The sequence below is a fragment of the Alkalibaculum bacchi genome, from assembly GCF_937875145.1.
GTDB lineage: Bacteria > Bacillota > Clostridia > Eubacteriales > Alkalibacteraceae > Alkalibaculum > Alkalibaculum bacchi_A.
Window position 1 is genome coordinate 1 of the sequence record NZ_CALNCS010000163.1, and the last position, 22,021, is coordinate 22,021.

General features: G+C 33.9%; 23 protein-coding genes and 1 other annotated feature. Of the genes, 22 read left to right on the plus strand and 1 reads right to left on the minus strand.

What is annotated here, in order from left to right; translation table 11 throughout:
* The 3 genes from Q7P22_RS09845 to rsmI form a co-directional block, all read left to right on the plus strand.
* The coding region (locus Q7P22_RS09845) for a DNA topoisomerase (protein ID WP_303863687.1) at positions 1-1,145 on the plus strand (1,145 nt) is incomplete at its 5' end.
* A 242-nt stretch (positions 1,146-1,387) separates the two neighbouring features.
* On the plus strand, positions 1,388-2,779 hold the full coding sequence (locus Q7P22_RS09850; protein WP_113921020.1) for an NAD(P)/FAD-dependent oxidoreductase: 1,392 nt from the start codon (positions 1,388-1,390) through the stop codon (positions 2,777-2,779).
* Between the two features lie 375 nt (positions 2,780-3,154).
* Complete coding sequence (gene rsmI, locus Q7P22_RS09855; protein ID WP_303863691.1) at positions 3,155-3,991, plus strand: 16S rRNA (cytidine(1402)-2'-O)-methyltransferase; 837 nt, start codon at positions 3,155-3,157, stop codon at positions 3,989-3,991.
* A gap of 331 nt (positions 3,992-4,322) precedes the next feature.
* Here the strand turns inward: rsmI and Q7P22_RS09860 are convergent, their stop codons facing one another.
* A complete protein-coding gene (locus Q7P22_RS09860) occupies positions 4,323-4,562 on the minus strand; it encodes an AbrB/MazE/SpoVT family DNA-binding domain-containing protein (protein ID WP_113921064.1) in 240 nt (79 codons plus the stop codon).
* Positions 4,563-4,743: 181 nt separating this feature from the next.
* On the opposite strand from Q7P22_RS09860, the gene Q7P22_RS09865 reads away from it, so the two are divergent.
* The 19 genes from Q7P22_RS09865 (at position 4,744) to Q7P22_RS09955 (ending at position 21,592) form a co-directional block, all read left to right on the plus strand.
* Positions 4,744-5,349, plus strand: coding sequence for a nucleoside recognition domain-containing protein (locus Q7P22_RS09865; protein ID WP_113921018.1), 606 nt, complete (start codon positions 4,744-4,746; stop codon positions 5,347-5,349).
* Entirely contained in the window at positions 5,342-5,866 is a 525-nt protein-coding gene (locus Q7P22_RS09870; protein ID WP_303863693.1) for a spore maturation protein, read from the plus strand. The genes Q7P22_RS09865 and Q7P22_RS09870 overlap by 8 nt, the downstream gene beginning before the upstream one ends.
* A gap of 286 nt (positions 5,867-6,152) precedes the next feature.
* On the plus strand, positions 6,153-6,881 hold the full coding sequence (locus tag Q7P22_RS09875) for a LytTR family DNA-binding domain-containing protein (RefSeq protein WP_303863695.1): 729 nt from the start codon (positions 6,153-6,155) through the stop codon (positions 6,879-6,881).
* A gap of 8 nt (positions 6,882-6,889) precedes the next feature.
* Complete coding sequence (locus Q7P22_RS09880) at positions 6,890-8,197, plus strand: GHKL domain-containing protein (RefSeq protein WP_303863697.1); 1,308 nt, start codon at positions 6,890-6,892, stop codon at positions 8,195-8,197.
* Between the two features lie 176 nt (positions 8,198-8,373).
* Positions 8,374-8,904: a hypothetical protein gene (locus Q7P22_RS09885; protein WP_303863699.1), complete on the plus strand. Its 531-nt coding sequence runs from the start codon at positions 8,374-8,376 to the stop codon at positions 8,902-8,904.
* 105 nt (positions 8,905-9,009) lie between these two features.
* Positions 9,010-9,279 (plus strand): hypothetical protein, encoded by a 270-nt coding sequence (locus Q7P22_RS09890; protein ID WP_303863701.1) that lies wholly within the window; start codon positions 9,010-9,012, stop codon positions 9,277-9,279.
* 319 nt (positions 9,280-9,598) lie between these two features.
* On the plus strand, positions 9,599-11,821 hold the full coding sequence (locus Q7P22_RS09895) for a peptidase domain-containing ABC transporter (protein WP_303863703.1): 2,223 nt from the start codon (positions 9,599-9,601) through the stop codon (positions 11,819-11,821).
* 86 nt (positions 11,822-11,907) lie between these two features.
* Entirely contained in the window at positions 11,908-12,297 is a 390-nt protein-coding gene (locus tag Q7P22_RS09900; protein ID WP_303863705.1) for a hypothetical protein, read from the plus strand.
* 464 nt (positions 12,298-12,761) lie between these two features.
* Entirely contained in the window at positions 12,762-13,235 is a 474-nt protein-coding gene (locus tag Q7P22_RS09905) for a hypothetical protein (protein WP_303863707.1), read from the plus strand.
* Positions 13,228-14,343 (plus strand): HlyD family secretion protein, encoded by a 1,116-nt coding sequence (locus tag Q7P22_RS09910; protein WP_303863708.1) that lies wholly within the window; start codon positions 13,228-13,230, stop codon positions 14,341-14,343. Before Q7P22_RS09905 ends, Q7P22_RS09910 begins: the two co-directional genes overlap by 8 nt.
* 11 nt (positions 14,344-14,354) lie before the next feature.
* Positions 14,355-15,848 carry an Ig-like domain-containing protein gene (locus Q7P22_RS09915; RefSeq protein WP_303863710.1) on the plus strand — a complete coding sequence of 498 codons (1,494 nt, stop codon included), beginning with the start codon at positions 14,355-14,357 and terminating at the stop codon, positions 15,846-15,848.
* Between the two features lie 420 nt (positions 15,849-16,268).
* Positions 16,269-16,679 carry a hypothetical protein gene (locus Q7P22_RS09920; protein WP_303863712.1) on the plus strand — a complete coding sequence of 137 codons (411 nt, stop codon included), beginning with the start codon at positions 16,269-16,271 and terminating at the stop codon, positions 16,677-16,679.
* 10 nt (positions 16,680-16,689) lie between these two features.
* On the plus strand, positions 16,690-17,097 hold the full coding sequence (locus tag Q7P22_RS09925) for a hypothetical protein (protein ID WP_303863714.1): 408 nt from the start codon (positions 16,690-16,692) through the stop codon (positions 17,095-17,097).
* Between the two features lie 119 nt (positions 17,098-17,216).
* Positions 17,217-17,513 (plus strand): hypothetical protein, encoded by a 297-nt coding sequence (locus Q7P22_RS09930; protein ID WP_303863715.1) that lies wholly within the window; start codon positions 17,217-17,219, stop codon positions 17,511-17,513.
* A gap of 230 nt (positions 17,514-17,743) precedes the next feature.
* Entirely contained in the window at positions 17,744-17,884 is a 141-nt protein-coding gene (locus tag Q7P22_RS09935) for a hypothetical protein (RefSeq protein WP_170128260.1), read from the plus strand.
* A gap of 143 nt (positions 17,885-18,027) precedes the next feature.
* Entirely contained in the window at positions 18,028-18,714 is a 687-nt protein-coding gene (locus tag Q7P22_RS09940; RefSeq protein ID WP_303863718.1) for a Yip1 family protein, read from the plus strand.
* 15 nt (positions 18,715-18,729) lie between these two features.
* Positions 18,730-19,416 (plus strand): ABC transporter ATP-binding protein, encoded by a 687-nt coding sequence (locus Q7P22_RS09945; RefSeq protein ID WP_303863719.1) that lies wholly within the window; start codon positions 18,730-18,732, stop codon positions 19,414-19,416.
* Between the two features lies 1 nt (position 19,417).
* Positions 19,418-20,257 (plus strand): hypothetical protein, encoded by an 840-nt coding sequence (locus Q7P22_RS09950; protein ID WP_303863721.1) that lies wholly within the window; start codon positions 19,418-19,420, stop codon positions 20,255-20,257.
* A gap of 9 nt (positions 20,258-20,266) precedes the next feature.
* Complete coding sequence (locus tag Q7P22_RS09955; protein WP_303863723.1) at positions 20,267-21,592, plus strand: ABC transporter permease; 1,326 nt, start codon at positions 20,267-20,269, stop codon at positions 21,590-21,592.
* A gap of 105 nt (positions 21,593-21,697) precedes the next feature.
* Positions 21,698-21,938 (plus strand) — a binding site (T-box leader).
* Positions 21,939-22,021: the final 83 nt, after the last annotated feature.

Below are 22,021 nucleotides of genomic sequence, written 5' to 3' on the forward strand. Positions count from 1 at the left end.
CCAAAAACAATTGTAGAGACTACATATTTAGTCAATATGGAAAAGAATACGTAGGTGATGAAAACAAGACTAAGAAAAAAGGGAAAAATATACAGGACGCTCATGAAGCCATCCGACCTACTACTATGGAATTAGAGCCTATAAAGGTAAAAGATTCCTTAAAGCGAGATCAATACAGGCTATACAAATTAATTTGGGATCGTTTTGTAGGAAGTCAAATGGCCAATGCCCAGTACGATACTTTAAGTGTTAACATAGATTGTGGAGATTACAATTTTAGATCAACTGGCTCTAAACTCGTATTTCAAGGATTTATGAGGATTTACGGCTATGATGGACAAGACAATTCAGAGGAAGAAAAAAACAAAATTCCTCATCTTTTAGAAAAAGAAGTTGTAGGATTAAAAGATATCAGTAAAGAGCAGAAATTTACTTCTCCGCCCGCTAGATTTACGGAAGCATCTCTAGTAAAAATATTAGAAGAGAAGGGGATAGGAAGGCCTAGTACCTACTCTCCAACCATACAGACCATATTAAATCGAGGTTATGTAGAAGTTGAGGACAAGAAGCTTCACCCTACAGAGCTAGGATTTATAGTAACAGAGCTTATGGAGACCTATTTTAAAGATATTGTAGATGTAGAATTTACAGTGGGTATGGAAGCTTCATTAGATGAGATTGCCGATCAAAATGTTCAATGGCAGGATATTATTGGAGATTTCTATAGCAACTTTGAAAAAGATTTAAAATATGCAGAAGAAGTCATGGAAGAAAGAAAGATAGAAGACCCTGTTTCCGATGTAGAGTGTGATAAATGCGGAAGGCTGATGGTCATTAAAACGGGAAGGTATGGCAAGTTTTTAGCTTGCCCAGGATTTCCAGATTGTAGAAATACAAAGTCATTCTTAGAAGAACTAGGTGTCAAGTGTCCAGATTGTAAAGAGGGAGAACTAGTCGTAAGAAGGACGAAAAAAGGAAGAACCTTTTACGGATGTAGTAATTATCCTGAGTGCGAATATACCTCATGGGATCGCCCTATACCTGAGAAATGTCCGAAATGTCAAGGGATATTGCTCCAAAAAGGCTATGGAAATCGCAAAAAGGTTTATTGCCCTAGTGAAGAGTGCGGATATGTACAAAAATAGCACCTAAGGTGCTTTTTTTGTGCAGGGAATTATGAATATAAACTGTAAATATTATATTAAGATGCTGGTTTTAGTATAGAAAATATGAAATAGAAGTATTCCTCACTGATGAAAAACTATAGTAAGAAAGACGAATGTTTGGTGAAATATATTAATAAATGTTCGCAAAAACATATTGCAATTGCTTGACTTTTCTGATAATATTCAAATGTATGATTATGAGGAAAGAGAGTGTAAGATATATGAATAATAGATACGATGTGATTATCGTTGGTGCAGGTCCTGCTGGAATCTTTTGTGCTATGGAGCTAATGAGCCAAAACGAAAACTTAAAGGTGCTTATGTTTGAAAAAGGTAATTCAATCGAAAAGAGAATCTGCCCTAAGAGAAAGACAAATGTATGCATTGGCTGTAAACCTTGTAATATAACTACAGGTTTTGCTGGAGCAGGTGCTTATTCTGATGGAAAATTATCTCTTTCTCCAGATGTAGGTGGAGAACTTCCATCATATATAGGGTATGAACAAACAGAAGAATTAATTAAATATTGTGATGATATTTATTTAGAGTTTGGTGCAGATCATAAAGTATATGGTGTAGATAAGCAACAAGAAATTGAAAATATACGTAAAAAAGCCATCAAAAGCAATTTAAAGCTTATTGAGTGTCCAGTAAGACATATGGGTACAGAAGTAGGATATACAATATACGGAAACTTACAAAAGGCCTTAATTGATAAAGGCGTTACAATTAAATTTAGAAATCCAGTAAAAGAGTTTATCATCGAAGACCAAAAAATAATAGGTGTACAAGCAGATGATAATTACTATGCAGATAAAGTTGTAATAGGTGTAGGCAGAGATGGTTCTGAATGGTTTAGCGATGTCTGCAAAAGATATGGAGTAGATACTGTAGTCGGAAAGGTCGACATTGGCGTACGAGTAGAGTGTAGAAATGAAGTCATGGAAGAAATTAATGAATCTTTATATGAAGGTAAACTGGTTTACTATACACCTACATTTGATGATAAGGTAAGGACATTTTGTTCAAATCCTGGCGGTGTAGTTGCTACAGAGATTTATGATAATAATTTGGCTGTGGTTAATGGTCACAGTTATAAAGCAGATGAATTAAAAACTAATAATACAAATTTTGCATTATTGGTTTCAAAGGGATTTACAGAGCCCTTTAATTCACCTATAGCATATGGTAAACATATTGCTGGACTAGGAAATATGCTTTCAGGAAATAAGATTATCGTTCAAAGATATGGAGATTTTAGACGTGGCAGAAGGACTACAGTAGAGCGATTATACCGAAATAATATTCAACCTACTCTAAAGGATGCAGTGCCAGGAGATTTATGTTTGGTATTGCCTTATCGCATATTAAAAGATATTGACGAGATGCTCATTGCTCTAGATCATGTAAGCCCAGGCCTTACTAGTGATGAAACTCTTTTATACGGCGTAGAAGTCAAATTTTACTCTAACCAAGTTAAAGTAGATGATTCTTTTGAAACAAATATAAAAAATATGTATGTATTAGGCGATGGCGCAGGTATTACAAGAGGCCTAATGCAAGCCTCAGCAAATGGCGTTTATGTGGCAAGAGAAATAATAAAACAACAATAATTTAATTACAATTAAATACGCTAATAAGTATTGAAGTACTAACTTTAATCAGAATTGTTTTTATTGATGAAAAGAAAATAAGTGATATAATGGTCTAAGAAAACAAGCAACCTATGGGGTTGCTTGTTGTTGTATGGAATGAGCTTGCTCGGACGGAAAATGACTTTGCGTAATGAACAATTTATAATTGGAAATTTAGAATTAAAAGAGTATAAAACCTTCAATGAACAATGAATACTGAACATTGAACAGTACAAATATGCGACTTTTATTACCCTTCCAAATTATTCGTTATTCATTGTTCCATGTTCATTGTTTACTGCGACGTAAGTCGCATACTTGACCACCTGACCACCTTAGAAAGGAGGAAAAAACATGTCTGAAAATGGAAAATGCTATCTTGTAGCTACGCCAATAGGAAATTTAGAAGATATAAGCTATCGTGCGGTTCGAATTTTGAAGGAAGTAGATATGATTGCTTGTGAAGATACACGAAATACCATTAAATTATTAAATCATTATAATATAAAGTCAAAAATGATTAGTTATCATCAACACAATGAAAAAATGAGATCCGAATACTTATGCCAATTAATACAAGAAGGAAAAAATATTGCCATTGTATCCGATGCAGGCATGCCTGGGATCTCGGATCCAGGTGTAACGATGGTGCAAGCCTGTATTGAGAGAAATATTACCGTAGAGATTGTCCCTGGCGCAAGTGCATCGATTAGCGCTCTTGTATTGTCTGGCCTAGATACTACTAGCTTTTACTTTAAGGGATTCTTATCTACAAACAAGAAAATACGCAGAGAAGAATTAGCAAAACTTCGCTTTTTAGAATGCACTTTGATTCTTTATGAAGCGCCCCATAAATTGTTAGAAACATTAGAAGATCTTCAAGAACACTTAGGTGATAGAAAAATATCGATTGCAAGGGAATTGACGAAGCTCCATCAAGAAGTAATTCACGGACATATTTCCCGGGGAATAGAGCATTTTCGACAAAAGGAACCGAGAGGAGAATTTGTTCTTGTGGTAGAAGGTCATATTCCTGAAATCGAAGAACATAACTGGAAAAACATAAGCTTAGAAGAACATTTTGAGTTTTATATAAACAAAGGAATAGATCGAAAAGAAGCCATAAAGCTAATAGCAAAAGACAGAGAATTACCAAAGAGAGAGATTTACGAGCAACTTATGAAGAAGTAACTAGCTGAAAGCTGAATGTGGAAAGTGGAAGACTCTCCTTTGAGCGAGGTAAAGACATTAAAATATAATGAAAAACCTTCAATGAAGATTGGATATCGAATATAATATGAATACACACAAATACAATTTAATAGATTGTAAATAATAAATAAAATCTTAGCATCCATAGGTAGCCATCGTGGTTACACTGTAGTTGCCTAATGGCTGATTGCAACCATTACGTAGACATGAGCGCAGCATCCAAATTGGCAAGCCATTGAATGCCCATCTCGTGTCTACTGCGATTGCGAGCAGCTTACTTCACAAAAATAAAGAACTTCCGAAGAAGTTCTTATTTTTGTAATTGCTCCAAGCAATCTGGACAAATGTTCTTACTTTTAAAGTTTGTAATATCTTTTGCGTTCCCGCAGAAGATACATGCAGGCTCATATTTTTTTAATAAAACAAAATTCCCATCAACATAAATTTCCAAAGAATCCTTGATATCAATATCTAGTGTTCTTCTTAATTCAATAGGAATAACGATCCGCCCCAACTCATCAACTTTTCTGACGATACCTGTAGACTTCATCTTCAGCAAATTCTCCCCTCTTTATACAAATTTCGACATTGTACTGAACAATTATATCAGATAAAATATGACAATTCAATGCTATATAATAAAGTAAAAGGGAATTACATTATGGATTTGCAAAAAAAAGTGTCATATTGAGTGAAATAATCGATACATTTACTAAGAGGTAGGTGTTTATATGATTAATAGTATATGGTTTTATATGATTGTGGTAAGTATAATATATGGGCTTTTCAACGGGAACGTTAAGCAAATAACGGAAGGCGTCATTGCATCATCTGTTCAAACAGTAGAGATGTGTATTACCTTTATAGGAGTATGGGCTTTGTGGTTAGGATTAATGGAGATTGTAAAAAAATCTGGTTTAATTCAAGTTCTATCTAGTATGATGTATCCCATTATAAAAAGGCTTTTTCCCGAAGTGCCTAAGGATCATCCAGCATTAGGCTCTATCGCCCTGAATTTTTCAGCAAATATGCTTGGTTTAGGAAATGCTGCAACTCCCTTTGGATTAAAAGCTATGAAGGAATTGCAGGAGCTCAATAAAGATAAAGAAGTAGCTACAGATGCTATGTGTATGTTTTTAGTCGTCAATACTTCTTCCATACAATTGATACCCACTACAGTTATTGCCTTAAGAGCATCATTAGGGTCTATGGAGCCCACATCAATTATAATATCTAGTCTAATAGCTACTACGATATCTACAATAATTGGGGTAATAGTAGCGCTAACTCTACGAAGAAGGAGTGATAAGAGGGAAAGGAATAAAGCATATGCTTGATTACATATCTGATGCTTTAATACCCATCATTATATTATTAATTCTTCTCTATGGTAAAAAGAAAAAAGTAAATATGTACGATGTCTTTGCTGAAGGGACGAAAGAGAGCATCAATACGGCATTATCCGTATTTCCTAATCTCATAACTATGTTAATTGCCATAGGGATCTTTCGAAATTCGGGATTATTAGATTTTATTATTTCCCTATTATCTCCTGTATTAAATACACTCCAAATCCCAGAGGAGATCCTGCCCCTCGCCATAATGAGGCCAATATCTGGTTCCGGTAGCACAGCAATTTTATCGGATATCCTAATTAACAATCATCCAGATAGTCTAGTAGGCAAGATGGCGTCTACTATGATGGGTTCTACAGAAACGACCTTTTATGTTATTGCATTGTATTTAGGTTCGATAGGTGTAAAAAAACACAAATACACACTAAAAGCTTCATTGCTCGCCGATTTATCGGGGATGGTTGCATCTATAGTAATTAGTTATATATTGTTTACATAGCTTTTTATATTTTAATAAAAGAGCAGTCATGACAATAGAAAAGTCCTACTTTTTCTGCTTAGCTACTATTTAAGTTGCCTTTATATGTAAAGATAGAAGTTTTAACCAATGAGGCTTGACCCCAGACCCTGATTGCGGATAGCTAAAAAACGCGTGGGCATATTGGAAATGATTGACAAAGCGTTTAGCCTAAATTAGAATGAAATACATATAATAAAATATTTATATATTGATAGAGGCATAGAGATCTAAAATGACCGAAAAGTAGGCACAGGGGGAATTTATTATGACATATCGATTGGCTATATGCGATGATGAAGAGATCATACGAACTGTTTTAAAAAAATATATACACGAAATTTGCCAAGAAGAGCATATACAAGTTCTAATAGAATCCTATGAAAATCCTATGGAATTATTAAATCAAATCCAGAAATATCCTGAAAGATACGATCTAATATTTCTAGATGTAGATATGCCTGAGATTAACGGAATAGAAACCGGAAAGAGAATAAAAGAGGTAAATGAAGATGTTCTCATTATCTTTGTAACTGCTCATGATAAATATGCACTAAAAGCATTTGAGGCAGATGCTTTTCAGTATATGTTAAAACCTGCCAGAAAAGATAAACTAAGAGTGCTTTTGCGCAAGTGCCATCGTATATTAAGCAAAATAAATAGAGAGGAACAGGAGTTTATTAACATACAGGAGGGAGAGAGATACACAAAAGTATTTTACAAAGATATTATTTATTTTGAAAAGTATAAAAATAAGGTCCGCATTATCTGTGAAGAACAGGAATACGCACCCTATCTTACACTACGAGAATTAAAAGAGATGCTAAATGAAGGCCCTTTTGTACAATGTCATCAGAGCATTATAATACATAAAGACAAAATCACTGAATTTAAAAATAATAAGATAGTAATCCTTAATGACAAATATACCCTTTCGGTAAGTAGACCTTATATTAAGGCAATTAAGGATATTTTTTTAGATTTATTAAGGAGGTAAACAATGTTATGATTATCTCAGAAGAAATTATGAGTTTTCTTCTTTTCCTCATGGAAGCCATAATTCTTATGAAGTATATAAAAGCACAGCTCACATCAAAATATAGGTACGAATTTAGCCCATTATATGCTGGCATCATTGCTTTAATGGGTTTTTTACTTAGGCAAATTGGCACAGTGGGAACCCCTATCTTTCATATAGGTATATTTATTCTCATTTATTTTTCATATCTTAATACAATTCAAGAAAAGCTTGTGACCCTTGGCACTTTTTTACTTCTAAATATGGCCATTGAGATTATAGTGATACTTCTATTTATCAGTGAATTTGACATATCTATGACAGAAATTATAGAAATTAGTTTCATAAGTCTTGAGGCCATTGTCATTTCAAAAATAATATTGTTATTAGTCATCACGTATCTTACTCATAGAAAAAAGAATAAACTACATCCTATATCTGTATTAACAAATAAGTCAATGATTATAAAGATAGTTGGGTTTGTTTTGATAATAAATTTTATTTTATTTCTTGTCTTGAATATCTATAAAACAAATCCTATAGAAATCAATGATCACATCTATTTATTGCTACTAAGTTGTGCAACTATTTGCTTTTTATCTGTAAATATTTACGAGGAACTTATAAAGGAATCAGAGAATCAAATAAAATTAAGGCTACTATTGCAACAAAAGGAAGCAGAATACAAATACAATCAAGAAATAGCAGTGACGGTAGATAGTGTCAGGGCAATCAAACATGATATATCAAATCATTTATTTGCAATTAGTGCCTATATTCAATGTAAAGAAAATGAAAAAGCCATACAATACATTGAAAAGATCGCAGAGCCTATAGAATCGATTAACAATCTGCTTAATATAAGCCACCCAGTGATTGCATCCGTTTTATACGTAAAAACCATGCTTGCAGAAAAGAACGAAATTATTTTTATAACAAAGATTGATTTGCAAGATGAAATCTTGATAGAAGATATAGACCTTACTATACTGTTGGGAAATATACTAGACAATGCTATTGAATCTTGTGAGCAAGTAGCGACACAAGAAAAAAGAATAGAGCTGTCTTTAGGGAGCAAAAGAAACTACTTTTATATAGATTGCATTAACACGTTAAATCCTAAAGAGATAAAGTACAAAGCCAATCAATTACAAACTACAAAAAAAGATACTTTATATCATGGTGTTGGTCTGAAAAACATCCAAATTGTTGTAGATAAATATGAAGGGGATAAGAATATTACCATCACAGATGATGAATTTAAAATAAAGATTACCTTAAAAAACCTAAAATAAACTCATCAGTAAAAAGTATATCCTTTTTTGGATATACTTTTTTTTCCATAAAAGAGTCAAAACACCACGTTAAAAAGGCTAAATACCACATGCCTCTTGTATTTTAGTGATAGTTTATTATACTGAAAATAGTAAGTGGTACTATAGAACAACGAACGACTTAAGGAGATGGATTAATGAATAAAAGTGTAAGTATTAGTAAGCAAATACTTATTTTTTTATGTATTGTACTTCTATTTAGTATGACATCTTGTCAAAAAGAAATGTCATATTTTGAAGATATACACATAGGTATGTCACGAAATGAAATTATGGAACGAAATAAAGACTTAAAAGATCCGCAAATATCAGAAGAGGATTACATCGTATATAAGGATATAAAATACAATAGCTTAAGTGGAGAAACAAGTTATACATTCGACAGGGATGGAGAGTTAATACATTCGAGTATTATTTTTATTGCTAAGGAAAAGGAGTCGCCACAAATCTATAACAAATTAGTAAAAGATCTCTCAATAGAATACGGAGAATCTACTACATTATATGAGAACACAACAATGTGGAAAATAGAGGATCATGAAAAAGAGGGCTATATTCTTTGCCTCTTAGACAGGATCAATGATAATATTTCACTCATAATGTGTACACCAGAGATTTACGATTGGATTGTCACCTTTAAATCAGTTAGCTCTCAGCGGATAGAATAAGTTAAAAAATTGTTGCATATTGGAATAAATGCATAGGGAATTATGTGATAAAAATGTATACAGTGCTAATACAGTAGTATTTAACTTGAATAGGAGGGGCAAGGGATGTATAAAATAGGTTTATTATTAGTAATGATTCTTGCAACTTTACTAATGATTGTCACCTGGACTCTATTTAAACGGAAAAAGCAAAAATTAGTTAGTTTATTATTCATTCCATATTTCTTTTATTTTTTTATATTGCCTTCACTTGGTACTGAAATTCAAGTGTTAGAGGACTATTTGAATAAGCAAATATATACTTTTTCACTTGGATTCTTTTTTATACACATCATATTTACAATGATGATTATTACAAACATGATGAAAGAATAAATTAAAACAGCTGTTTTCTTTTATATTATGACGACTACTGAAAATAATGCCGAAGGTAGTAAATAAATACAAAGGCTTTACTATCATCACTCTATAAAAACCATCTTAAAAGATTAACAAAATAACCTCCCCCTATAAAAAGGTATATCTCTCGTGGATGTACCTTTTTTGAAAAAACTGTAAAAACTGTAAAAATACCACGTCAAAACGACCAAATGCCACATCCCCCTTGTTTTTTAACAATATTTAGTTATACTAGAAAGAAATTATGAATATAGCGCGAACAATACAATATTGTTAGATAAAATGGAGTGACAGCATGAAATACATATTTGTAAAACAACATGATACGACAGATTGTGCGGCAGCATGTTTGGCAATGGTGTGTCTGTATTATAAAAAAGAAACTACAATAACGAAACTTAGAGATATGATGGGGACTGATTTAAAAGGTACAAATCTTATCGGTTTGAGTAAATGTGCTGATGAGCTAGGATTTTCTTCCCAAGCAGTGAGGGTGGATAAGGAGGGGTTCTTAAGTAAATTTACATTGCCCTGTATTGCAAATGTTATTACTAAAGAAGGTCTCAGTCATTTTGTAGTCATATTTAAAATAACAAAAACCCACGTAATACTAGGAGATCCTGCAAAGGATTTCCTCAGGATAGAGATTGATGAGTTCTATAAGGATTTCACTGGAACCCTACTCATACTAAAGCCCAACCAAGAATTTGTAGGCGGAAAAGTCAAAGGAGAAAAGATATTCTCCAGATTTGTGAAACTCTTGCTCCCTCAAAAGAAACTCTTCATTTATTCTATTCTAGCCTCAATTATACTAACGATAATTGGTATTGTATCATCTTTATTTAACAAGATATTGATGGATGAGATACTGCCTTACAAATTAAAAAATATGCTATTGGCGGTTTTGATTGTGTTTACAGTGATTTCCATCACCCAAATTATAATCGGATACATCCGCCAGTGGATGATGCTTTATCTGTCTCAAAAGATTGATATTCCATTATTACTGGGGTATTTTGAGCATATTTACAAACTACCTATGAATTTCTTTGCAGCAAGAAAAACGGGCGATATTATTACCAGATTTAGCGATGCCTTTACCATTAAGGACATCTTTACCAATATTGCACTGACTCTGATTATGGATATTGCCATGGCATTGATTACTGGCGTGATTTTATTTCGCATGAATCCTACCTTGTTTGTCATCATATTATTTTTGACGATCGTAAGCATCGGTTTGGTCTTTATATTCAAACAACCTTATAAAAAAATTAACGAAGAACAGATGGAGCAAGCTTCCGTACTCAATTCTCAAATTATCGAGGGACTAAGAGCTGTAGAAACTATCAAGGGAAATGCCAATGAAGAAACAGAACTTGAAAATATCGAAAGAGAGTATATTAAATCTCTTCGAATTTCTCTAAAAGAAGGAATGCTTTCTAATGCACAAGGCTCCATATCAGGTCTGGTACAGACCGTTGGGAATTTTGTCCTCACCTACTTTGGCGTCATGCAGGTTATTGACAATGAAATTACCTTGGGAACCTTTATGGCATTTATGACACTGTCTGGATACTTTATGGATCCTGTAGGTCGCCTTGTAAGTTTACAATTGCAAATACAAGAGGCGAGTATATCCATGAAGCGAATGGCAGAGATTCTAGACTGTGAGAGAGAACAGGAAACTGGAATCTATCAAGATATTGAAAAGATAGAGGGAGATATTGAGGTGAAAAACATCACCTTCCGTTATGGAAATCGTAAGCCAGTGATAAAAAACCTGTCCTTCACTATCCCTAAAGGAAAAAAGGTCGCTTTAGTAGGAAGTAGTGGAAGTGGAAAGTCTACAATCGCTAAGCTTTTATTAAAATATTACGAGCCTGAAGAAGGGGAAATACGGATAGATGGAATGGACATCAGTGAAATAAGTAATGACTCCTTAAGAAAAACCATATCTTATGTCCCTCAATCCATAGAGTTGTTTTCTAAAAGTATATACGACAATATACGAGTGACAAAAATGAATTCCACACTGGATGAAGTCAAAGAAGCAGCCAAGGCAGCCGATGCCCATGAATTTATTAAAAAGTTACCTATGCAGTACTATACCTACCTAGAAGAGTCGGGAAACGGACTAAGCGGTGGAGAAAAGCAGAGGATTGCCCTCTCTAGAGCCTTTCTGAAGAAAAATGAGTTTTACATATTAGATGAGTCCACTAGTAACTTGGACTTTGCAACAGAGAACATTATATTTGACATGATTCATAATAAGTTTAAAGAAAAATCCATGCTGATAATTGCTCATAGATTATCAACTATCAAGAACTGCGATAAAATCATCGTACTGGACAATGGAGAAATCCTAGAAATGGGAAGCCATGAGGAACTTCTTGCTATGGAAGGTCAATATTATAAGCTGTGGGAAATGCAGCAGGGGAACTTTATGGTTAGAGAAGAAGAACAAGAGACATTAGAGATGAACATACCAGACGAAAATGAGATGTGCTATGAATAAGGTGACAAAGCTTAAGCGTTCACATATCAAAACATTCGATGGCCACGAATGTGGAGAAAATACAATGATAAAAAGGAGGAAAGAAAATGGAAATGTGTTATGATGGGGCATTGGTAATGCCAAGTAAGTTTGTGGTGATTGATAAAGAGGAGATGATGTATTTAGATGGTGGTAAAGTTACAACAAGCACCTACAGGACAAATTCCGGCTATCGTATGCTATATGGGGTGGCGGTTGCGTTAGGTGCAAATGCAGCATATGGAGGATATCTGTCAGCATCGATGGTAGCAACAGGAATTGGTGTACCTTTGGCTGTTTTGACGGGAGCTACAGCAGCGTGGCAAGGTTGGTATGCTGGTAAGGTGATAGATGCTGCATCTGATGCAGAAGTGCTCTTCTCTCGATACGGTAAATATAAAATTGTTTCTACAACTCTAGCAGGCATACCTACAGGTATTCGAGCAGAGAGGGCATAACGCAGTATGCAGAGTATAATTATTGCAATATGTGTAGTACTCATATTTAACATTTGTATGAGTCTATTCCTAAAGCACAATAAGAATATAAATACACCATCTGAGATTCCGGAGGCAACTCATGGCAATAATTTAACTACAAAAATTTGGGGAACTGCAATTTGGCCAACTATTATTATTATCGCAGTGGTAGCTGATAATTTATATGAGGTATTTATGCTATATTCATATTATTTGCTCCTTATGTTTATAGTGTATATCAATTATAAAAAATTTAACGTTAAGCAATAAGTATTTAATATTGAAGTAATTAATGGGATTTATAACTATAAGTTCCATTAATTACTTATTTGATATAAATGAAACATACACATTATAAAAAATCTATAATGAAATAATTAAACTAATAATACACCCTCTTTGTAAAGAAACTATTAAATAGTATAAGATTGGAGGCGATAAGCTTGTCAAAATTAAAGGTACACTTTAATAAATCATTAAAACTGTCTAATGTTTTAGTTAGGAGGTTAACCAATGAACAAGAAATTATTGAATTTAATCAGATAGTACAAAATATGGAGAACTATATAAAGGTAAAAGGTGCAATACCAGTTGGACCACTAATTCAACATACATCCTCTACTATCAATGAAAGTGGAGAAATCGGAATTGTTATGGAAATTATGATGCAATCGAATAATTTTTTACATAATATTGAACAACCATATAATATAAAGTCCATTATAAGGGTTAAAAATTGTCTTTATGTTCGATTTAGGGGTAGTGAGTCAAAATTAAATTTTGCATATGATAAAATCGGCGTAACTGCTTATGAAGAAGATATTGAACTGAAAGGAAATTCATATACTATTTTTGTAGACCAACAAGACGATAATATTGTAGCAGATGTCTTTATGGAGCGCACCGACAATGAGTAAGCAAATTAAAACCTTTGGTCAACTAAAGGACAGCAGATTATTGTACGAAGAAAAACTCCCCACTTTTGCATACTTTTTGCTTTTAACTGTTACAACGTTGATTATCTTTGTTATCCTTTGGAGTATCAAAACTCCAAAGATATACATGATTAAGGCAGGAGGCATTATCCAAAGCACCAATAAGAATTATGTTATGCCTGCCTACTCAGGGGAGATTATGAACATACATATTCAGGAAGGGTTACAGGTTGAAAAAGGAGATCTTTTACTAACGGTTAAAAGTACAGATTTAGATCTGCAAGGTGAACAGCTTAAAGGGCAAAAGGAAATTCATGAAAAGCAGATGGCACAGTTAAAGAAGTTGATTAAGTCCATTGAAGAGAACAAAAATCATTTTAGCAATAATGAAGCAGACAAGCTGTATTATAACCAATACGAAGCCTATCAAAGCCAGATTGCTCAGCAAGAATTAGATTTGAGTACATATAAAAACTACGGATATACAGATGAACAAATAGCAGGAGAAATCGTTAAGAACGAGTCTAAGATTGCAGAGATATACCACACTACATTAAAGGGGATAGAAGACTCTATCCTTCAATCCCAAAACGAATTAGATGTGATAAATGTACAACTGAGCACGGTGGATAAGGGACAAGAATCTTACCAAGTTAGAGCCAATGCTACAGGAAAAGTACATATGATGGCAGATTACAAAGAAGGCATGATAGTACAAGCTGGTAGTGCTGTGGCAAGCATTGCTTCTGAAAATGATGAGTACATAGTACAGGCTAATATCAGTGCAGGGGATGCAGCGAGAGTAAGTGTGGGTGATAAGGTTGATATTGTGGTTTCTGGCTTAATACAAACAGTCTATGGCACGATTACAGGAGAAGTTGCAAAGATAGACAGTGATATTACTATAGACAGTGAAAACAAAGAGAGCTATTTCAAAGCAGAGATTGTACCTGATTCTACCTATCTCGTCAGCAAAGAAGGCAATAAAGTAAATATCTCTAACGGAATGGCAGTAGAAACTCGGATACAATACGATCAAGTTACTTATTTCAATTATGTATTAGAATCATTAGGGGTATTGACTAGATAGGAGTTAAGTAAATGAAAAAAAAAAGACTAAGGCGCCCTGTAATTTTAGCGGCCTTATTGTTTTTAATCAATATACATATGGTGCCAGCAGAGGCAAACAACAAAATAATAAATAAAGATAGATATACTACTGGAAATATAGCCTTATTGGAGGAAAAAGCTACAGTCGAAGATATTGATTTAGGGGATTATCAAAAAGAGATGGAAGTAGGGGTAAATCAGCTCCTCATGGTCACCGTACTCCCTACCCATGCTACTGTCCAAGAAGTAAGCTACCGCTCCGGTAATGAAGGTGTTGCCACCATAAACGCTATGGGACGAATTACAGCCCTAGCAGACGGTCAAGCCGAAATATTTGTAAAAGCGGAACAAGTCGAGAAAAGCTTCACTATAACGGTAAAAGAAAAGACAATTGAAAACAAAATTGTTGTATCTGATATTGAAATTAGTGAGTTCGAAGCAGAAATGGAAGTGGAAAAAACTCAGAACATTTCTGCCGCAGTCCTGCCTTCAGATGCAGAAAATCAAACCATTACATATAAATCCACAAATCCTCAAGTAGCCACTATAAGTAGTACAGGAAAGATTACAGGAATATCAAAGGGAAGTACCACTATTCAGCTAAAAGCAGGGGGTATAACCAAAGAAGTGAGACTAACTGTAAATATTCCCACATCAAGAATCGATGTAAACGAAACCTACATAGTACTAAAAGCTGGAAACAGTTTTCAATTACAAGCCCAAGTTCTACCTATAGATGCCGAACAAACATTGACCTATCGCTCCACTAATGAGGAAGTCCTATCAGTAAACAACTCTGGATGCATTCAATCCCGAAAAACAGGAAAGGCTTCCGTGATTTTATCAAATGGAGAACTACAAAAATCTGTAACAGTTATTGTCAACAAAGACGGAATAGCGCCCACAAGCAAAATAGAAGAAAAAAACAAAAGCAAAGATTCATTGTCAGCAAATGATGAAATACTCAAGTCTTTAATAAACACAAAAGGCAAAACTGTCAGTGTAGAATCTCCCGAAGGTGAGATGATTTCAAAAGCAACATTGAAATACCTATTTGAGAACAAAAAAACATTAAATATTATGGGGAACGGATACACAGTCATCATTAAAGGGGAAGACATCGACAATTACGAAAACCCCTTATCTACACAAATATTGTTTGGAAGTAATGAGGGCGGAAGGGCTTTTGTTATCAACGATTACAAAAACCTCCCAGGCAAAATATCTTTGATTCTTTCAGAAGAAATTTTAGGCGAGGGAAAGCATCTATACCTATATAATAATGCAAAAGAAAAATATGAGCTCCTTAATACAAAAATAGACAAAGGACATCTGGAATTAGACATAGCAGGACAATATCTCATAGCAGGTAGAAAGATCTCCTCCTTTAAGCTGAGCCCCATTGCCATTGCAATCATTGTAGCATGTCTAATAATATTAATAGTAGCTTATATATTTGTGAAAAAGAAATATTGGTTTTGGTAATAGAGAGTTAATAGTATATGCCAGTAAAAATATTAATATTATCTAATATAATCGGTATGATATTATTAAATTTTAAGATAGATTCGGTATTATAAATACGCACATTATTCAAGAACTAAAAGCCATCTTAAAAGATTAACAAAATAACCCTCCCTATTAAAGAAGGTATATCTCTCGTGGATATACCTTCTTTGAAAAAACTGTCAAAATGCCACGTCAAAACGACCAAATGCCACATCTCCCTTGTTTTCGAACAATATTTAGTTATACTAAAAGTAATAAATCGTGAATATTGATCAAATAATACAATATTCGTTAGATAAAATGGAGTGACAGCATGAAATACATATTTGTAAAACAACATGATGCAACAGAGTGTGCGGCATGCTATCCCATGTATAAGGTTCTATATAGGGATTAGTGCAGACAGTAGGAAATTTTGTCTTCATGTACTTTGGCGTCATGCAAGTCATCGAGAACGAAATCACATTAGGAACCTTTATGGTATTTATGACACTATCTGGATACTTTATGGATCCTGTAGGTCGTTTAGTAAGCTTGCAACTGCAAATACAAGAGGCGAGTATATCCATGAAGCGAATGGCAGAGATTCTAGACTGTGAGAGAGAACAGGAAACCGGAATCTATCAGGACATTGAAAAGATAGAGGGAGATATTGAGGTAAAAAACATTACCTTCCGCTATGGAAACCGCAAGCCAGTGATAAAAAACCTGTCTTTCACTATACCTAAAGGGAAAAAGATGGCTTTAGTAGGAGGTAGTAAATATTGTTACTTAAATTTAAATTTAATATCACTTAACAAGATATGAGGGATTGTGTATGGATTATATGTTGATGCTACTCCAAGTAATAAGTATGGTATTAACAAACTTATATTTATTTTATTTTTTAATGTCGTTATTAGTAAAAGAAAATCCTAAAAGTGAGAACTATAACAAAAAATATGCATGGAAATTATTATCGATATCAATAAGGGCATGTATTATTTTTATTTTAAATTTAGTATTAAATATTGATTTTGTTAGTGTCGGCGAAAGGAAAACTGCGTTTAATATGTTTCTCATTAGCTTAGCAATAAATCTATTAGTAAATAAAAGCGTGCTTAAAGATGCGACATATAAGAAACTAGAAAATTACGAGAAAAAAATAAAAGTAGGAATAGTCACAGAGTTTGTAGCACTTGCAATATTTTTAGTTTCTACAATACTAAAATTATTTTATAGTTAATAAAAGAATCCATTTATTAAAATTTTTGATTGACGATTACTCATATTCTGTTGAATTGCTCAAATAATTATATTATTTCTAAAGTAACAATACTAATATTAAGAAACGGAGAATATCTTATGAAATTAAAAATCAATCAATATACATATTTTATAAAAGATATTATTGGATTTTTTTTACTTTGGATAGGAGGAAAAAGCAAACTATTTATTTCAAATAGTAATACAGCATTAAGTATTAATATACTTTGCATTATTCTAGCGTTATCTATGTTTATTTGGGGATTAACGGATATAGGTAAGAACGTTGAGAATAAAAATACGGATGAATATAGAATGAGAATTTTAATGATAAAACTTGCACTTTTTGTAGGAATGTGCATAACTGCTATAATACTATATTTGGCATTTAACTAAATCTATACATTTCAATAAAGAAAACCAAGAATAAGCTCATTAAAAGGGGCTGCTGTCAGAGTCCAGTAATAGCGTCTTTTTCAAAAAATAGTGTCAAATGCCACGTCAAAACGACCAAATGCCACATCTCCCTTGTTTCTTTATAATATTTAGCTATACTAAAAAGTGAGAAATCGCAAGATCCATCCCTATCCGTAGGAGATCCTGCACAGGATCTCCTACGGATAGGGATGGATGATTTCTATAAGGATTTCACTGGGGCTTTACTTATACTAGAGCCAACCAAAGCTTTGCAGGTGAAAATATCAAAGGAGAGAAGATATTCTGTAGATTTCAGAAAAAGAAGTACTGGTTTTGATAATCATGCATAAATGTTTTTTATTTATAATATAAATACTTTTATAAATAGAAAAAAGTGTTTAAATGGAAACAAATACTATATCTTTTATTATATAATAGAAATTGTATTTGATATGCATATATAAAAAGTTATATAAAAAGGAGTGTTGTGTCAATGGAAGAAAATCAAGGTATCATCGAAGAAAAGCAAGATAACATCGAAGAAAAACAAAGTATTTTTGAAAGAATGAAACGGTATATTATTAAACCATCCGCATTCTTTGAAAAGTATAGGGAAAACCCAAAGTACTTGTTTCACTTAATTGCACTTATTGTTATTACAGTAGTTTCAGGATTAATTAGTATCAATGTGAACAAGCAAGTGCTTGATGGGGCAACGGATTCTTTAACTGGAGCTGAAGCAGAATTAGTTGGCAATGTTTTAGGATTTATGACATCACCTATCACTATTGTACTTGGAACGATTATCATGAGTTTAATCGGTTATTATATAGGGGCCTTTATCTATTACATAATCATCGCTAAGATCTTCAAGGGAGAAGGTAAATTCAATCATATGATGGTAATCGTATTATTGGCTTCTTATCCTATTAAATTACAGGCTTTCATAAAGAGCTTTTTTCCTGAAAATATCGACTTGAGTTTATTTAAGACTATAACAAATTCAGTTAATCTGTTTACTTTATGGCAATTATTTTTGCTGATTACGGGAACAACTGTACTATTTAATATGTCTAAGAAAAAAAGTGCTACAATTTTTATCGTCTTATTCGTTATTGGAGTAATTTTTGCAGTAGGAAGCTTTTCTCTCAATAATGCAGCTGCCTCTCTACAATACTAGAGAACAGGTGATTAAATGGAAGAAATTATTCAGCTAAAAGATGTATCCCAACACTTTAAAATGGGGGATTCTATTGTTCGAGCCTTATCTCATATCAATTTAGATATCTACGCTAAGGAGCTGACGGCTCTTGTAGGTCCCTCTGGATCTGGTAAGTCTACCTTGCTCAATGTAGTGGGGGGACTTACTAAGCCTACAGAAGGGAAAGTTTTTATTTACGATACCAATGTGACGCATTATACGGAAGATCAAATGTGCTTCTTTCGAAGAGATCATATTGGCTTTATCTTTCAGTCTTTTAATTTAAATTCTACATTAACTGCCCTCGAAAATGTCACTATGCCCCTTATCTTTTCTAGAATACCAAATAAAGACCGAGAGAAAATGGCAAGTGAGGCACTAGACTTAGTGGGGCTAAAAGACCGCAAAGATCACAAACCAGGACAGCTTTCTGGTGGACAGCAGCAAAGGGTAAGTGTAGCTAGAGCAATTGTCAATAAGCCAAAGATTATCTTATGCGATGAGCCTACGGGGAACTTAGATTCAAAGACAGGTAAGGAAATACTAGAGCTCATTAAAGAAATGAACCGAATTCATCAAATTACCTTTATTATCGTGACCCACGATAGTAATGTAGCGAATCAATGTCAGAGAAGGATTTGGATTCAAGACGGAAAAATATGTAAGGATGAGAGGAATTAAAATGAAGAAAAAAATCACCACAGTACTATTCATAATAGCGATGATGCTTTCTTGTGGGGTGGTCAGCGCAGCGCCTAAGAGCCCAAATGTAGCGATCACTACATATAGCGTAGACCAAGAGGCTATTACGCCTGGAAGTACCTTCAAAATCACTTTAAACCTAAAGAATTATGGCGAATTCCATGGACGAAAAGTAGAAGTGTCTTTAAATAACGAACAAGGGCAAGAAAACTTAGGCAATTTTTCACCCTTAAACCAAAGCAATATTCAGTATATAGATATGGTAAAAGCGGGGAAAACGGCAGAAATTACATATAATATGTTCGTATCGCCTAAAGTGGTTCCAGGAAATTACAATATTATAGTAAAAATCACCTATATGGATTCTAATGGAACAGCTTATGAAGAAATACAGACCATTGGCCTTTTAGTAACAGAAAAAGATAGTGTACAAGTATTGGCAAATGAAGATCTTGGAGATCTTTTGATTGGCGAACCATTAGAGGCAGAAGTACAAATCGTTAATAATGGTGTTGCAGAGGTAAAGGGGATTAGCGTTTCTGTCCAAGGAAAAGATACCGATACGCCAATGGAATACTTAGGAAACTTTAATAGTGGAGATTATGATAACTATGGCTTTACTATTATAGGACAGGAACCTGGTAAGCATACTGTTAAAGTTGGTGTAAAATATTACAATAGCCTCAATAAACTGACAACTGTAGAAAAAGAAATTACTTATAATGTACTTTCTAATGAAGATGGAAATAGTACAGAAGGTGCCAATTCTCAAGACAATGGGTTTGTAAAATTTATAAAAGGAATATTTGGTTTATCTTAGATGAGAGGCATGTTTGATAAAGATATCGTAAAATTAGCTTGGATGAGTTTGTGGAGGAGAAAACTGCGAACAATCCTCACTATGGTTGGAATCATGATTGGGACTGCTGGAATTGTCATTATGATTTCATTAGGTGTAGGTCTTGAGAGAAGCGTCACTGGTGAGCTTGAAGAAATTAATATGACCAGTATTGAAGTATATCCCCCTTACGATATGGCAGGTACTTCTGGTGAAAATCAGATAAAGGAATTAAAGAAAAAGGATGTAGCAGATTTAGAAAAATTAGATGGTGTAAAAGCAGTCACACCCCTCTATATGACTAGTGGGGAGCTAAGTGTAGGCAGGGATCGAATTGGCATACAGCTCGTTGGAGTAGACATGCATCAAGCTGATGATTTAGGATATAAATTAGAGGATGGAAGATTTCCTCGAAATAATGAAATTTTAATAGGTAGTGCATTATTAGAAGAAATCGAAAAGACTATCGGTGATAAAAATATTGTACGAAAACCTGCTACAATCATTACCATGAATATGATGCAAGAATCTCTAGAAGAGGAAGAAGTTAAGGCAGACGAAATAGCTCAAGATGAAGACACAGAGGAAAGTCTTGATTTTCAGGGAGAACAGAGTCCTACAGAAATGGTAGAAAATGAAAACAGAACAAAAATTTCAGGTATTTTAACAGCTTCGGGTGGCACCGATGATTATTCAGCTATTATGGATATAGAGGCCCTTATAAAGATGACGGGTAGTAGTCAAATTATAGAAACACAAGGTTACTCTTCTATTCGAGTAATCGCAGAGGATACAGAGGTTGTAGACAATCTGAGTAAGGAGATTAAAGAAATGGGCTACATGTCTTATTCTACTAAGGATATGCTACAATCCATTAGCTCTGTATTCAAGTATTTGCAAATTTTCTTAGGTGGTGTAGGAAGCATTGCCTTACTTGTAGCAGCAATTGGAATCACGAATACTATGATTATGTCTATTTACGAAAGGACAAAAGAAATCGGCGTAAATAAGGTTATTGGCGCATCTGTGAACGATATAAGAACTCAATTTTTGTATGAAGCTTCTTTCATTGGACTTATGGGGGGAGTAGCTGGGCTTATAATAAGTTATCTTGTCGCAAATCTCATTAACCTTATTGCAGGAATAGCCATAAGTGCCCAGGCAGGAACGACAGAAACTATAAGCATTGCTTATATCTCACCAGGCCTTGCTCTATTTGCAATTATCTTTTCTATTGTCGTTGGAATACTAGCTGGATTGTATCCAGCCAATCGCGCAGCAAAGATTAGTGTATTAGAAGCATTAAGGCAAGAGTAAAAGGCTTTTAGTAAGGCTATTCATAAAAAAATTGCATGATATGAATAAATAATACAATCTACTTGAATGAAAGATAGGATTTGGTATAGAATAGAGATATATTGTATAAAGGTAATGATGGGAAGAGTATATTAGGAATCGATACAAAGAGAGTCAGGTTAGGTGAAAGCTGATAATCGATGAATAATAGAAGATGGCCCCTGAACTGTTAGGGTGAGAATATTTTACTAATTTTAAGCCCATACCGCCGGCAGCGTTAAGTCATGTGAATGCACAATTGAGGCAAATACGGCAATGTATTTGTAAAATAAGGTGGTACCACGAAAGCAAATCTTTCGTCCTTTGTAGGATGGGAGATTTTTTTTATAAAAGCAGGTGGTCAGGTGGTAAGCAAATATGCGACTTGCGTCGCAATGAACATGGAACAAT

Coding starts and splice junctions, on each gene's coding strand:
- Q7P22_RS09850 (WP_113921020.1), top strand. CDS start 1,388: ATGAATAATAGATACGATGTGATTATCGTTGGTGCAGGTCCTGCTGGA.
- rsmI (WP_303863691.1), top strand. CDS start 3,155: ATGTCTGAAAATGGAAAATGCTATCTTGTAGCTACGCCAATAGGAAAT.
- Q7P22_RS09860 (WP_113921064.1), bottom strand. CDS start 4,562: ATGAAGTCTACAGGTATCGTCAGAAAAGTTGATGAGTTGGGGCGGATC.
- Q7P22_RS09865 (WP_113921018.1), top strand. CDS start 4,744: ATGATTAATAGTATATGGTTTTATATGATTGTGGTAAGTATAATATAT.
- Q7P22_RS09870 (WP_303863693.1), top strand. CDS start 5,342: ATGCTTGATTACATATCTGATGCTTTAATACCCATCATTATATTATTA.
- Q7P22_RS09875 (WP_303863695.1), top strand. CDS start 6,153: ATGACATATCGATTGGCTATATGCGATGATGAAGAGATCATACGAACT.
- Q7P22_RS09880 (WP_303863697.1), top strand. CDS start 6,890: ATGATTATCTCAGAAGAAATTATGAGTTTTCTTCTTTTCCTCATGGAA.
- Q7P22_RS09885 (WP_303863699.1), top strand. CDS start 8,374: ATGAATAAAAGTGTAAGTATTAGTAAGCAAATACTTATTTTTTTATGT.
- Q7P22_RS09890 (WP_303863701.1), top strand. CDS start 9,010: ATGTATAAAATAGGTTTATTATTAGTAATGATTCTTGCAACTTTACTA.
- Q7P22_RS09895 (WP_303863703.1), top strand. CDS start 9,599: ATGAAATACATATTTGTAAAACAACATGATACGACAGATTGTGCGGCA.
- Q7P22_RS09900 (WP_303863705.1), top strand. CDS start 11,908: ATGGAAATGTGTTATGATGGGGCATTGGTAATGCCAAGTAAGTTTGTG.
- Q7P22_RS09910 (WP_303863708.1), top strand. CDS start 13,228: ATGAGTAAGCAAATTAAAACCTTTGGTCAACTAAAGGACAGCAGATTA.
- Q7P22_RS09915 (WP_303863710.1), top strand. CDS start 14,355: ATGAAAAAAAAAAGACTAAGGCGCCCTGTAATTTTAGCGGCCTTATTG.
- Q7P22_RS09925 (WP_303863714.1), top strand. CDS start 16,690: ATGGATTATATGTTGATGCTACTCCAAGTAATAAGTATGGTATTAACA.
- Q7P22_RS09930 (WP_303863715.1), top strand. CDS start 17,217: ATGAAATTAAAAATCAATCAATATACATATTTTATAAAAGATATTATT.
- Q7P22_RS09935 (WP_170128260.1), top strand. CDS start 17,744: ATGGATGATTTCTATAAGGATTTCACTGGGGCTTTACTTATACTAGAG.
- Q7P22_RS09940 (WP_303863718.1), top strand. CDS start 18,028: ATGGAAGAAAATCAAGGTATCATCGAAGAAAAGCAAGATAACATCGAA.
- Q7P22_RS09945 (WP_303863719.1), top strand. CDS start 18,730: ATGGAAGAAATTATTCAGCTAAAAGATGTATCCCAACACTTTAAAATG.
- Q7P22_RS09950 (WP_303863721.1), top strand. CDS start 19,418: ATGAAGAAAAAAATCACCACAGTACTATTCATAATAGCGATGATGCTT.
- Q7P22_RS09955 (WP_303863723.1), top strand. CDS start 20,267: ATGTTTGATAAAGATATCGTAAAATTAGCTTGGATGAGTTTGTGGAGG.